Raw genomic sequence first — 13,521 nt, 5'->3', positions numbered from 1 at the left:
AGTGCTACATTTCCATTTAGTTCTGAAAATGTAGCACTTTTTCATTAATTTTGGATTTTTTGTTCAGCAAGTGAAAGAATTTTATTTGCGACTTCATCAATTGACATCGATGTTGTATCTACTTCAATAGCATCGTCTGCTTTTTTTAAAGGAGAATGCTCACGAGTATAATCTAAGTGATCTCGTTCTTCAATTTCTTTCTTTAATTGATTTAAATCGCCAGCAAAACCTTTTGCCATATTTTCTTTATAGCGTCGTTCTGCTCGTTCTTCTACGCTGGCTAGCAAGAAAATTTTAAGTTCTGCGTTTGGAAGTACAGCAGTTCCAATATCACGACCATCCATGACAATTCCGCCTTCTGTTGCAAAAACTTGCTGACGTTCTTGAAGTGCTTCTCGAATAGCTGGATGTGCGGCAACGATAGAAACATGATTAGTTACTTCTAGTGAACGAATTACATCTGTTACATTCTCTTCATTTACAAATACTTGTTGTACCTCACCAGGTTCGAAACGAATCACCGTTTTTTTAAGTAAAGCATCAATTGCCATTTCGTCTTCGTACGCCACTTTATTTTTTAGCGCAATATATGTAACCGCTCGATACATAGCTCCCGTATCAATATAAACAAAACGCAATTTTTTCGCAACAATTTTTGCTACTGTACTTTTACCCGCTGCAGCTGGTCCATCAATTGCGATACATATTTTCTTAGTCATAGAATAAAACTCCTTTTATCTGAAATTGGTTTGATTGATCTCTTCTTGGGACGCTAAAAGCACCATTAATTTCATCCGCGCTTTTTTGCTATCATAATCTTTTCCTAAAATAACACCTCGATTGTATAAATCAAACGTGCTACCTTCATAGTCATATGTAGTATAAACATTTCCTTCTTCCGCGCTCGTCGTAATAACAACAGGAATGTTCGCATCTAAAGCACGAATAATTGCTGGCATCATTTTCGGAGCAACTTGTCCCCGTCCTACACCTTCAAGTACGATTCCTGAAACGCCACTATCAATTGCTGCATCAATGAATAGACCATCTGCACCAAGGTAGCATTTAATAACTACTACTTCCGGTAAATCAAGGCGAATATCAAAACACTCATGTTCAAGCGGCTTTTGGTAAAGAAAAACTTGATCGTTATCAATAATTCCCAGATAACCAAATCCAAATGCACTAAAACCTTGAATATTCGATGCATGCACTTTTTTGACATAGCGTGCGGCAAAAATCCGTTCATTAAAAACTACTACTGTACCAGCTTGTCGTAAATTCACTTCGCAGGCTGTATAAATAGCATGGCGAATGTTCACGTAAGCATCTGTCCCTGGTTCTTCTGGCGCTCGTTGCGAACCGGTAACAACAATTGGTCTTGCATCAGTTACAGCAAGGTCAAGGAAATAAGCTGTTTCTTCCAGTGAATCAGTACCATGCGTTACAACTATACCATCATATGTTTCATCCATAAAAATAGATTCTATTAATTGTTTTAAACTAATAAGATCTGCGAGTGCAATGTGCATAGAAGGAAGTTGAAAAGTTGAATAAATATCAATTTGGATTTCTGTTGGTAATTGGCATAATGCAGCTAATTCTTCTCCAGATAATTCTCCTGATGCAAGTTTTCCTGATGCTGTTTTTTTACTTGCAATCGTACCGCCTGTTGTAATTAGTGCTACTTTTGCCATAATCATATCCCCCTACATTTTTCCATTTAAACAAACAAATGAGTCTCGGAAGCGTTTCCCAGACCCATTCAGTGTTGTTATTACTGTGGAATTGTTAAAACTGTACCAACTGGAACATTGTTACTACCAAGTCCATTTGCTTGTTTGATTTTCTCAACACCAGCAGCAGCCCCAGCTTGTCCATAGCTAGAACGCGCTATGCTGTATAGAGTATCTCCTGCTTGAACTGTATGAGAACCTCCAGCTTTCTTTTGTGTTGATTCATTTGCTTTTTTCTGAGCGGCTTCTGCTGCTGCTTTTTCTTTAGCAGCTTTGTCTGCAGCGGCCTTCTCTGCGGCAGCTTTTTCTTCTGCGGCTTCTTGTTCTTTCTTAGCGGCTGCGGCTTTAGCAGCTTCATCTTCTTGAGATTTTTTATCTGCAGCAGCTTTCTCTTCTGCTGCTTTCTTTTCTTCTGCAGCTTTTTCAGCAGCGGCTTTTTCTTCTGCTGCTTTTTTAGCTTTTTCTTTTTCTGCTTTGGTTTGTGTGTTGTCAGAAACATTAACTGTCGATTCAGTCTCTGTTTTCACTTCATTAGTTGATCCCATATTTTGTACTGTTACAAATACAATTACTATAACGATTGGAATTAATAAGAAAAACACAATCAATAAATTAAGCAATGGGTATCTAAAAATAGTTTTCTTTTTTCCTTTTCTGCTATCAGAACGGGACAGCATCGGCGGTTCATTGTTAAATTCGTCTTGTCCTTCAGAATTCATATCATAATCAGCCGGTTCTTCATATTCCCGTTTACTTTTTCTTGTTTTTGCCACTCAAAGTTCCTCCTTTAGTGCTTTCTAATATTATCCTATGCACTATTATTGGCACAGAGAAGTGTTACATAAGATGTTAATAAATGAAATACCTTTGAAATAATTATAACCATAAAAGCAATATACAACAACACTTAAACCGCTTTTTTAGAAGAAAAAAGCAATAATCATTATAATTTAGTACTTCTGGCATATAAGCTTTTTTTTATTTCACACAGATTACTGAACAAAATAATAACAATTTTTCCGCCAATAAACAAGTCTTTTTTTTACAAAAAATGTGAAATAAGCTACTTTTTGTCAAAATTCGTAACTTAATATCTATTGAAGTAGATAAGATAAGTAATTTTCCCAAGTCAAAACTTCTTTGGCGCTTGTTTTTTCTTCTTTTTCAAAACTTATTGTAAATGTACTATCTAAATCGCAGCAATTTTCTGGTGTTACTTCTAGCGGACTTTCTTCAAAATAACGCAGAATATAGTTTCTACGGCACTCTTCTTCATGTAAGTATCCGATAAATTGTTGTAAATTAGCTCTTTTCCAGCTTTTTCGATATTCCATTTTGGTTGTTAATTCGGCTGTAGTTAAACCACTTTTTTGGTAATAATCAATAAAGCGTTGTTCTGCTTCTGGAAGAGTTTTAAGTTGTTCTTTCGATAGATGCATAAGATTAACATCTGGTATGTCTTGATCTGCTAACTGCATTTGGATAAATTCATCGCCACTAGCATACAGTAAAATTGCAACGCTTTCCTTTCCGTCACGACCAGCTCTGCCAATTTCCTGCAAATAAGCTTCTAAGTCTGCTGGCATGTGATAATGAATAACAAAACGAATATCTGACTTGTCTATTCCCATTCCAAAAGCGCTTGTTGCACAAATAATATCTAACTGCCCATAAACAAATTGTTGCTGAATCACAATTCTATCTTCCGTTTCCATATCACCATGATAGTAGGCTACATTTAATCCTAATACTTCATTCAACTCTTGCGCAGTACTTTCAGCTAGTTTCTTACTAGAAAAATAAATAATTCCTGGCGTTTTTAGCTTGGAAACTAGTTCATATAGACGTTCTTTTTTAGAAAGTTGATTTGTAAATTTTTCCACTTGCAAATAAATATTAGGACGGTTAACGGAATAAATCACCTGTTCACAGTCGTTTAGACGCAATTGTTTTAATATATCGGCTCGGACTTTTTTAGTTGCGGTGGCTGTAAGTACCATTGACACTGGAAATTTAGCATCTTCAATAAACTGTCCCAACATCAAATAATCAGGTCGAAAGTCATGCCCCCACTGAGAGATACAATGTGCTTCATCTATAACAAATAAACTAATCTTTTGTTGTAGAAGCGTATTTTTGACGAATTCATTATTTAACATCTCTGGAGATAAAAAGATAAATTTATATAAATGAATATTTGCAAGGATTTGTTGTTTTTCTTCTTTCTTTAAAAAACTATTAAGCGCCGCAACACGTTTTTCACCATGAGCCCGCATTCTCTCCATCTGATCCTGCATTAGTGAGAGTAACGGAGACACGATTAACACTAGTCCGTCCATTAGATGTCCCGCTAACTGATAACAAACGGTTTTCCCGGTGCCGGTTGGTAGCATTGCAAAACAGTTTTTCTTAGCTAATGCTTTTTCAATTACTTCTTTTTGTCCAGGACGAAATTCATCAAAACCAAGATAGGCCTTTAATTCTTGTTCTAAATTCATTGTTCGTCCTCCTTACTAACGACAGCTAAGCGAATTTGATAATAATCTAAATCTGGAAATGCAGCTTTTATGTCGCGAAGTAAATGCCAGTTTCTCGAATTAATTGATTGGATTAATTCTTCCTCAGGTAAATAAGGAACTTTTGCTTCTTTCAAAGTAGCTCTAATTTCCACAAAATGGTCTTGTATCGTACTTGTTTTTAAATTTCGGATTCGTTCAATCATCTCCAAATCCATTCCTTTTTCCCATAGTGTATAAGTTTTTATAGCAGAAGAAGTCAGGCTCATCAGCTCATTCGGTATTAAACTAGCTAAAAGTGGCCACTCCTCTTCGCTTTCTTTTATGGCAGCAATCAAGCGATGAAGTTCATGTAACACTTCAAAATAAACATCCCACTTCCCTAGTTGATATTTAGTAGCAATTTGTTCTGTTGTATAGCCCATTAGTTTCCCGCCAGAAAATCGTTCCACTAAAAATTCTGGTCTACTTACCGCTAAACTATTAAACCACTTGATGAGTTCAATATATAATCTGTCAGCAAGGTCCTCTTGTTGCTGGTTTTGTAGCCAAATTTTGATAAATTGCTGTACTTTCTTATCGCGGATAACTGGTAAATAATATTTCTCAGCATGGTGTTTATTACTAACAACTTGAACTGCAAGGCGTAAATGGGCGAAAAAGGCAAAAACTTGTTGTTGAAAAGCAAATCCATGAAAAGAAGGATAGCTCATTTCAAACGAAACATTCGGCTTCTGTTCCACTGTATAGCCATTTTCAGTAACAGTAATTATACCTTGTCGCATTAATTCTTTAAGTCTTGTTTCTAAATAATTTAATTTTAAATTTGGTACTAGTCCAAATAAATGCTGCATTTGAAAAAGATGAGCATCCTGAACAGCTTGACCAGTTCTTCTACCAGCCAAAATAGTATGTAAAAATGGCGATTTTCTAGGAGTAATACTCTTTTCTAAAATTGTTACAATATAATTATCTAGCTTATCCAAGACGTTCTCACCACCTTTTTTTCTAACATCAATCATACCACAGAAACACTTGTTCTACATTACTTTTCCCGAAAAAAAATTTATCAAAATATGGTACAATAGAAAAAGAAAAAATCTTGCTTCAAACTGTTATTTTAGAAAGGAAGCGTAGAAAATTGAAGTATTGTCTCGTTGAAAAAGACACTTGTATTGCTTGTGGTGCTTGTTCTATTCACGCTCCAGATGTTTTTGATTATGATACAGAAGGTCTTGCCTATAATTTATTAGATAATAATACTGGAACAAAAGAAATCCCAGAAGACTTAGAAGAAATGGTTATTGACGCTGAATTTGCTTGTCCTTCCCTTTCGATTAAGGTTTCTGATTCTCCGTTCCATTAAAAAATCCGTGAGTCGCAGTGGACTCACGGATTTTATTTATGTTAATGACTTGTTTCCTGCTGTCTTTTTTCAAATTTACGACGTTCTTTTACAGTTTGGTTTTTAGCAATCCATTTTTTAAGTCTAGAGTACAGTATCAAGAATACAGCACTAACGATGACTCCTTTTAATAAGCTAAAGGGTATAATCGTATATGTGACTAACCAAGCAACATCTGTATCCGCCGGAAGTCCACCAAGTTTAATGTAAAATGGTAATAATACAAAATAATTAAATATCACCATTGCGCCTGTCATTACTAACGTTCCAACTGCTGTTGAAAGCACCATTCCTTTTGTTGAGCGGAACCAGTGAAATAAATAATAAATCGGTAATACATAAAAAATACCATTAATAAAATTGGCTAATTCTCCAACCGGAACTCCGACTGGACTACCTGACACAATGTAAAGCAGGACATTTTTGATTAGTTCTACTAAAATCACTGCGAGTGGTCCGAATAATAAGCCACCAATCAAAGCTGGAATATCACTAAAATCAAGCTTTAAAAATGGTGCACTCGGTAGCAGCGGAAATTGTAGCATCATTAAAATAAATGCTAAAGTACCAAGAACCGCCACACTTACAAAAACCTTCATTGAATAATTCTTCATTGTCATTTCTCCCTTGATGTTCACCAAGAAGCGAGTGACATCACTAAACGAATGCAACCCAAGCAAATAAAAAACCTCAACTAAAAAAAGTCGAGGGAGAGTTTGTGATTAATTAAACAAGCACTGAATACTCAAATAAGCATCACAGCTTGCTAACACATGCTCGTGAAGACAAACGAAAAGGTCTGCCAACATCTTCTCCCATCCAGACTATACTGTCGGTCCTGGAATTACACCAGAGTCAACTGCTAAGAAAGCAGATCGTGGACTTTAACCACCGGTCGGGAATTGCACCCTGCCCCGAAGATGAACGAATATTTTATTACAATTTTCATTTTACCATGAAAATATTTTTTCGCAAGTCCTTTTGTATATTTTTTCACGTAAGCGCTTTCTTAGTTACAAAAATAAAAACCAGATGATTATCTGGTTTTTATCTATTTACCATGGAATATTCGTAGACAATGATTCCGCTAATGATTGATTTTCTTTTAAACGAATTTTACGCGCAATGCTTCTCGCTTCTGCTCCAGCGTGGATTCTTTTTTGTTCTTCTGTTTCTGGTTTAACAAGAGGTACTTCCACTGTTTTGCCATCATTATCTAGCGCAACAAAAGTGAGAAAAGAAGTGGCTGCTAAATAGCGTTCCCCTGTTTTTAAGTTTTCCGCAATGATTTTAACAAAAATTTCCATGGAGCTTCTACCTGTTGAGGCAACATAGGACTCTAGGCAAACAGAATGGTCGTTTTTAATTGGCTTTAAAAAGTCCACCGAGTCAGTCGAAGCTGTTACGATTTCTGTGCGACAATGACGAGATGCACTGATAGAAGCAGTATCGTCAATATACGTCATTAATCTTCCACCAAAGAGTGTATTATGATTATTTGTATCGGATGGAAACACCCGACTAGTTTTAATTACTAAAGATTCTTTACAAAATTTCGTTTGTCTATTTTCCATGATTTTCGCTCCAATCTATTTATACAAAGGCAAGGTAATGATAAAGTCTGATCCTTTATCTAGCACACTTTCTACTGAAATTTTTCCGTTATGAGCTTCTACGATGTTTTTTACAATTGCAAGGCCAATCCCTGTCCCCACAGCTTTTCCGCGTTTTCTAGCCTTATCTACTTTATAAAAACGCTCGAATAGGTATGGAATGTCTTCTTCAGCAATACCACTACCATTATCGGATACTGTAATTACGAGATTATTTCTTGTTTCATCAATTGTTTGTTTTAAAATAACTTTTCCAGCGTAGCCCTCTTTCCCGGTGTGGCGGATAGCATTCATGATTAAATTAATTAACACTTGCTCCATCCGGTCGGGGTCATAGGAATACTCTAAATCTGGTGTTTCAAGTTCTAAGCCAAGTTCTACAAAGTTTTCTTTCGCAAGAACATCAAAATTAGCGATTACTTTTCGTAGTAATGGAGCTAGAGGTAATTTTTGATTGTCCATTTGATTAAAGCCGGCTTCCATTCTTGCAAGGTCAAGCATATCATTAACTAATCGACCGATGCGAAGGGATTCGTCATAAATAATTTGTGCAAATTCCCGCACTTCTTCATCCGACTGCGCAACTCCATCAATAATCGCTTCACTGTAACCTTGAAGCATAGAAATAGGCGTTCTAAGCTCATGCGACACATTGTTAACAAAATCGCTCTTCATTTTCTCAAGCTGTTTCTCTTCTGTCATATCACGAATAACTGCAACAATACTTCGAACATGCTCACCTGTATATAATAATGTCAAAATTGCTACATACGTCCGGTCAGAAAAAGTTATTTCGCCCACTTGCGATTCTTTCTTGTCTAAAGTATCATTCAATAAATCATTTAAAGCTGTTGGTATCAGTACTTTTTCCGTATTCTCAGGTGAGAAAAACCAATTATGTAAAAATTCTTCTGCAGGTGGATTACTTAAAATAATCGTTTTATCTACACTGAATTTAATTACCCCATCTGCCATTCCTACTAAAATATTAGATAATTGCTCTTTTTCTTGGCGAAGGGCACTAATATTATATTTTAATTGTTTAGCCATATCATTAAAAGCGACCCCGAGTTCACCGATTTCATCATGCGTGTAAGTCGGAACACGATTATCAAAATTCCCTTTTGAAACAGCTATGGCAATCTTTTTCATTTCACGAAGAGGAAAAGCCATTCTAGATGAGAAGACAAAAGATAAAATCGAAGTAATAACAATAGCTATGATACCTGAAACAATAAGTGTTCTCATCGTTTTTTGATTCACTTTTAAAATATCATGATACGATTGGTAAACATAAACAACACCGGATTCTCCGTTACTTAAAACAAACTTCTGTGCAGAAATTTCGACAGGTAAGGAGCTATCTTCTGTTTTGAAATTATACTTCATTGTAATGCTGTTATCTTTTTCTAAAGCTTTATCTAACGTTTTATCATGAATGAGTTTGTTGGCAGATGCGCTAGAAACCGTGTCAGGAGATTGAGATTGATAAATATTCTTTCCGTTTTCTTCAATAATGACGCCCATTGTATTATCAAGTAACGTCAGTGCGGAATCATTATCATTTTCGTTGGAGATAACTTCATCGTTTTCTTTCATAATGGTGATAATACTTGATGTCGTCTCTTCTAACTCTTTTGTAATATGAGCCATATTATTTTTTTCATAAATCATCGCCACTAAGAATCCCGATATAACTAAAATCCCAATCAATAATAAAATGATTGTACTCCATATTTTGCCAACGATACTATTCCAAATCTTCATCTATCTCACCTCACTTCACAAAAAAATAACGAACAAAGCACGTGCGGCATAACACTTGCCGATTAAACGTCTTTGCCCGCTATCTTAATACTCGTCATTAATCTTCTGGAACTTCGAATTTATAGCCAAGGCCCCATACTGTAACAATCATTCTAGCAGCGTCTTCAGATACATCATGTAGTTTTTCACGAAGGCGTTTTACGTGCGTATCAATTGTACGTAAATCACCAAAGAATTCATAACGCCACACTTCTTTTAAAAGTGATTCACGGTCGAAAACTTTATCTGGAGATTTAGCTAAATAATAAAGTAAATCATATTCTTTCGGTGTTAGGCCAATTTCTTTTCCATCTACAATAACACGATGAGCTTCATTATCAATTTTCAAATGTGGGAATGTAATAATGTCTCCTGGTGTACCTCCAGCAGCTTCTTCAGATGATTGTTTTGCACGACGAAGAACAGCTTTAACGCGTAGCACTACTTCCCGAGGGCTGAATGGTTTAACGATGTAATCATCTGCTCCCACTTCAAAACCTTGCACACGGTTAGCTTCTTCTCCTTTTGCAGTCAACATAACAACTGGTGTAGATTTATATTCCCTTAATTCACGACAAACTTCGATACCATCTTTACCTGGCATCATTAAATCAAGCAGGATCACTTCATAATTGTTGTTCAGTGCCATGTTTAATGCTTGATCACCATCACTAGCTTCTTCAATACGATAGTTTTCTCTTTCAAGATACATCTTAAGAAGGCGGCGTATCCGGTCCTCATCATCCACAACAAGCACTCTAACTTGTTCACTCATAAGTACTCATCCCCTAACTCTCATTTACATAAAAACGCATCATTTAAATTCAAATAATTAAATGGAATTTCTCGTACCCACATACGGAAAACCATACAATTGCCTATACCAAATTTACTACGATTTAAATTATACATGTTTTTCACAAAACACGCTATCAGAAAGTATATTTTATGTCGAAATGTCACTTTTTATTCTTGCCAAATCTCGCTTCTGTTTTTAATTGTTTTACTTCATGATGTGATAATTCTCTTCTTTCACCCGCATTTAAACCACGTAAATTCAAGAAAGAATATTCTTCTCGAGCTAGTTTTTGTACTTCAAAACCGACTGCTTCGAACATTTTACGAACTTGGCGGTTTCGTCCTTCATGGATAGTGATTTCAACTATCGCTTTGTCTTTTGCTTTATCAGAAGAACGTACTTTTACTTTTGCTGGAGCGGTTTTACGACCATCGATAACAACTCCGCGTTCTAGCTCACGAATAACTTCTCGTTCTGGAATTCCTTTAATGCGAGCAATATAAGTTTTGGACACTTCATTTTTAGGATGCATTAGCAAGTTCGCAAAGTCACCGTCATTTGTCATTAATAATAAGCCAGATGTATCATAATCAAGTCTTCCAACTGGATAAAGTCGTTCTGGAATATCTGTAAAATAATCCGCTACCGTCGTGCGTCCCTTGTCATCTGTTACAGCTGACACCGTTCCTCTTGGTTTATAAAAAAGGAAATAGCGGTGTTCTTCTTTTGTAAGTTGGATTCCCTCGACTTCAATTCGTTCGGTTCCTGAAACCTTGACACCAAGTTCTGTAACTACTTTTCCATTTACTGTTACTTTACCTTCTTGAATAAGTTTCTCTGCTTTTCTTCTAGAAGTTACTCCCGCATTCGCAATCACTTTTTGTAAACGTTCCATTCTTATTCCTCCTCCTGTTCTTTACTTTGGTTAAACCGGTCAAAAAACAGGTCCATTTCGCTTTGATCTGGGTCTTCTGCTTCTGGGTCAGCAAGCTTTGGTAAATCGTCTAAAGAATTCAGCCCGAATGCATCCAAAAACTCACTTGTAGTCACGTATAGTTTTGCACGTCCTGCCCCGTCCACGCGACCTTTATCAGTAACTAATCCTTTTGCAACAAGCGTTCTAATCGGTCCATCTGTTTGCACACCGCGAACTTCATCTACTTCCATTCGGGTCACAGGCTGGCGATACGCAATGATTGCCAACGTTTCTAAGGATGCTTGTGATAAAACTGTATTGCTCGGAACTTCCACTAATTTCCGTAAAAATTCCGCATGTGCTTTTTTCGTAGCTAATTGGAAAGTTCCAGCAAGCTCTAGTAAAATCAGCCCTCTGTCCGCATTTCCATTATATCGTTCACTTAAAAGCTCTAATAAATTGAGTGCTTCAATATGCGTGATTTCCATGACTTCCGTTAATTGTTCTGTTGAAAGACCTGCATCCCCCGCTGCAAAAAGCAAGCTCTCTAATACGCCTAATTGTTCTTCTCTGTTCACGATAGTTCTTCCCCTTTACCTTGCACATATAAATCTGCAAAACTTGCTGATTGCTCTACTTCGACTAATTTTCGTTTCATTAACTCCAGTAGAGCTAAAAAAGTCACGACAAGTTGTTCTTTTGTCTGTTCTTCAAATAGTTCATCGAAACGTAAACGGTGATTTGTTTGTTGATGTAGTTTTCCGAGTACGGAATTCATTCTATCATCAATCGAAATTTCTTGAGTTGTAATTCTTGTATGCAGTGGTTTATTTAATTTCTTGCGTCGTAGCATCTTGTTAAAAGCACTTAACATATCATTTAAAGATACATCGAGTTCCGCCACTTTGGTTCCGTCGTCATACTCGGCCAAATCCATTGGTGGTTTACTAAAATAAAAGCTACGTTCGGCTTCTTTTTCTTTCAGTTCTTTTGCAGCTTCTTTAAATCGTTTGTATTCCATTAGTTTTTCAACTAAAGCATCACGTGGATCTTCTTCCTCTTCTAGTGTATCATAATCGATTTCTAGTTCTTGTTTTGGAAGAAGCATTTTACTTTTAATTGCTAGTAAAGTAGCGGCCATCACTAAATATTCGCTTGCAACATCTAATTCCATTTCTTGCATTGTATGAACAAATTCCATATATTGATCCGTGATTTCAGCCATTGGAATATCATAAATATCGACCTCTAGTTGACCAATTAAATGAAGTAATAAGTCAAGCGGACCTTCAAAAGCCTCTACTTTAAAATTCATTTCTACCATGTTTGTCCCGCCCTACTATAATGAAAGATCATTTTGTACTAAATTTTCATAAGTTTCGCGGGCAACGATTAATTTATCCATTCCGTTTTCCACAAAAACTACTGGTGGTCGTGGAATCCGGTTATAATTACTTGCCATCGCATAACCGTAAGCACCGGTACAAAATACTGCTAAAATTTCGCCAGCATCTGATTTTGGTAATGGTAAATCCCAAATTAACATATCACCAGACTCACAACATTTTCCTGCAATAGCTACCGTTTCTTCAGCAACTTTTTCAGGATTGGCTGCAAGAACAGCATCGTAATGGGCATCATATAGAGCTGGGCGAATATTATCCGACATTCCGCCGTCTACTGCAATATAATTCCGAATACCCGGAACTTCTTTACGAGAGCCAACTTTATAAAGGGTTGTTCCAGCTTCACCAACGAGCGAACGACCCGGTTCAATCCAAATTTCAGGAATAGCAATATCATTACTATTAGCAACATCACGCACTTCATCCATGATTTGACGCACATATTCACTTGGTTCGAGTGGCTCATCTTCAGCAGTATAACGCACACCAAAACCACCGCCAAGATTAAGAACTTTGGAATCAAAACCGAGTGTTCCGTGCCATTCTACTAATTTATCCATAATTCGACGAGCTGCGAGTTTAAAACCAGTTGTTTCAAAAATTTGCGACCCAATATGACAATGAAGCCCAATTAAGTCAAATGAAGCACTTGCATGAAGCACTTGCTTAATTGCTTTTTCAGCCTGCCCGTTTGTAAGACCAAATCCAAATTTCGAATCATCTTGTCCAGTTAAAATATAATCATGTGTATGAGCTTCAATACCTGGAGTCACGCGAATTAAAACAGCGGCTTTTTCATTTCGTTCTATTAATATATCTTCTAATAAACTAATTTCATAATAATTATCAATAACAAAGCAACCAATCCCATAATCAAGCGCCATGTGTATTTCTTCTGCACTTTTGTTATTTCCGTGAAAGTGAATTCTTTCAGGAGGGAAATTCGCTTTAATGGCTGTATAGAGTTCGCCGCCCGATACAACATCAAGAGACAAGCCTTCTTCCGCCATTAATTGGTAAATTGCTACAGCAGAAAACGCTTTACTCGCATAAGCTACTTGGGCTTTTACACCCAACTCTTCAAAGGTTTTCTTAAATCCTCTTGCTCGGTCACGGATTAGCGCTACATCATAAACGTACAGCGGCGTACCATATTTTTCAGTAAGCTTTAAAGTGTCCACCCCTCCAATTTCGAGATGTCCTTCTGCATTTACATTCATTGTTCCAAGCCGTTCAAACGTCACGCCAATCCCACCTTTACATTATAGATTTTTAAAAGTTCTTTTATATAGTAGCATACTAAGAAGCCGAGCGACAATAACTA

The 13,521-nt window shown here is 36.6% G+C and carries 14 protein-coding genes and 1 riboswitch; of the genes, 1 reads left to right on the top strand and 13 read right to left on the bottom strand.

Features of this window, described 5'->3' with window-relative positions:
• Positions 1 to 44: 44 nt before the first annotated feature.
• The 5 genes from cmk to AC4PG0_RS09055 all read right to left on the bottom strand — a co-directional run bounded on the left by cmk (position 45) and on the right by AC4PG0_RS09055 (position 5,238).
• Positions 45 to 719 carry a (d)CMP kinase gene (cmk, locus tag AC4PG0_RS09075; RefSeq protein WP_070753703.1) on the bottom strand — a complete coding sequence of 225 codons (675 nt, stop codon included), beginning with the start codon at positions 717 to 719 and terminating at the stop codon, positions 45 to 47.
• A 15-nt stretch (positions 720 to 734) separates the two neighbouring features.
• Positions 735 to 1,697, bottom strand: a complete 963-nt coding sequence (locus tag AC4PG0_RS09070; protein ID WP_003763137.1) for an asparaginase — start codon at positions 1,695 to 1,697, stop codon at positions 735 to 737.
• 80 nt (positions 1,698 to 1,777) lie between these two features.
• Positions 1,778 to 2,509 carry a LysM peptidoglycan-binding domain-containing protein gene (locus tag AC4PG0_RS09065; RefSeq protein WP_033532894.1) on the bottom strand — a complete coding sequence of 244 codons (732 nt, stop codon included), beginning with the start codon at positions 2,507 to 2,509 and terminating at the stop codon, positions 1,778 to 1,780.
• A gap of 321 nt (positions 2,510 to 2,830) precedes the next feature.
• Entirely contained in the window at positions 2,831 to 4,234 is a 1,404-nt protein-coding gene (locus AC4PG0_RS09060) for a RecQ family ATP-dependent DNA helicase (RefSeq protein WP_185550657.1), read from the bottom strand.
• A complete protein-coding gene (locus tag AC4PG0_RS09055) occupies positions 4,231 to 5,238 on the bottom strand; it encodes a YpbB family protein (RefSeq protein WP_492167633.1) in 1,008 nt (335 codons plus the stop codon). Before AC4PG0_RS09055 ends, AC4PG0_RS09060 begins: the two co-directional genes overlap by 4 nt.
• A 155-nt stretch (positions 5,239 to 5,393) precedes the next feature.
• Here AC4PG0_RS09055 and AC4PG0_RS09050 point away from each other — a divergent pair, with 155 nt between their 5' ends.
• The gene (locus AC4PG0_RS09050) at positions 5,394 to 5,618 is read left to right on the top strand and encodes a ferredoxin (protein ID WP_003763144.1); all 225 of its coding nucleotides are present in this window, start codon (positions 5,394 to 5,396) and stop codon (positions 5,616 to 5,618) included.
• Between the two features lie 41 nt (positions 5,619 to 5,659).
• Here AC4PG0_RS09050 and AC4PG0_RS09045 read toward each other — a convergent pair whose 3' ends face one another.
• The 8 genes from AC4PG0_RS09045 to lysA all read right to left on the bottom strand — a co-directional run bounded on the left by AC4PG0_RS09045 (position 5,660) and on the right by lysA (position 13,441).
• A complete protein-coding gene (locus tag AC4PG0_RS09045; protein WP_010991730.1) occupies positions 5,660 to 6,271 on the bottom strand; it encodes an ECF transporter S component in 612 nt (203 codons plus the stop codon).
• 189 nt (positions 6,272 to 6,460) lie between these two features.
• Positions 6,461 to 6,583: riboswitch (FMN riboswitch) on the bottom strand.
• Between the two features lie 129 nt (positions 6,584 to 6,712).
• Entirely contained in the window at positions 6,713 to 7,231 is a 519-nt protein-coding gene (locus AC4PG0_RS09040; RefSeq protein ID WP_003769473.1) for an acyl-CoA thioesterase, read from the bottom strand.
• Between the two features lie 15 nt (positions 7,232 to 7,246).
• Positions 7,247 to 9,037: an ATP-binding protein gene (locus AC4PG0_RS09035; RefSeq protein ID WP_492167632.1), complete on the bottom strand. Its 1,791-nt coding sequence runs from the start codon at positions 9,035 to 9,037 to the stop codon at positions 7,247 to 7,249.
• Between the two features lie 97 nt (positions 9,038 to 9,134).
• On the bottom strand, positions 9,135 to 9,851 hold the full coding sequence (locus AC4PG0_RS09030) for a response regulator transcription factor (RefSeq protein ID WP_003767595.1): 717 nt from the start codon (positions 9,849 to 9,851) through the stop codon (positions 9,135 to 9,137).
• A gap of 184 nt (positions 9,852 to 10,035) precedes the next feature.
• Positions 10,036 to 10,770, bottom strand: a complete 735-nt coding sequence (locus tag AC4PG0_RS09025; protein ID WP_003763153.1) for a pseudouridine synthase — start codon at positions 10,768 to 10,770, stop codon at positions 10,036 to 10,038.
• A 2-nt stretch (positions 10,771 to 10,772) separates the two neighbouring features.
• Positions 10,773 to 11,369, bottom strand: a complete 597-nt coding sequence (gene scpB / locus AC4PG0_RS09020; protein ID WP_003763154.1) for an SMC-Scp complex subunit ScpB — start codon at positions 11,367 to 11,369, stop codon at positions 10,773 to 10,775.
• Complete coding sequence (locus AC4PG0_RS09015) at positions 11,366 to 12,115, bottom strand: segregation/condensation protein A (RefSeq protein WP_003767599.1); 750 nt, start codon at positions 12,113 to 12,115, stop codon at positions 11,366 to 11,368. Before AC4PG0_RS09015 ends, scpB begins: the two co-directional genes overlap by 4 nt.
• 15 nt (positions 12,116 to 12,130) lie before the next feature.
• Entirely contained in the window at positions 12,131 to 13,441 is a 1,311-nt protein-coding gene (gene lysA, locus AC4PG0_RS09010) for a diaminopimelate decarboxylase (RefSeq protein WP_003763156.1), read from the bottom strand.
• Positions 13,442 to 13,521 lie beyond the last annotated feature (80 nt).

Source organism: Listeria sp. MAN/IMW/UF464, from assembly GCF_058683955.1.
Note: the sequence above shows the minus strand (reverse complement) of the source record. Positions and strands in the feature narration are given on the sequence as shown.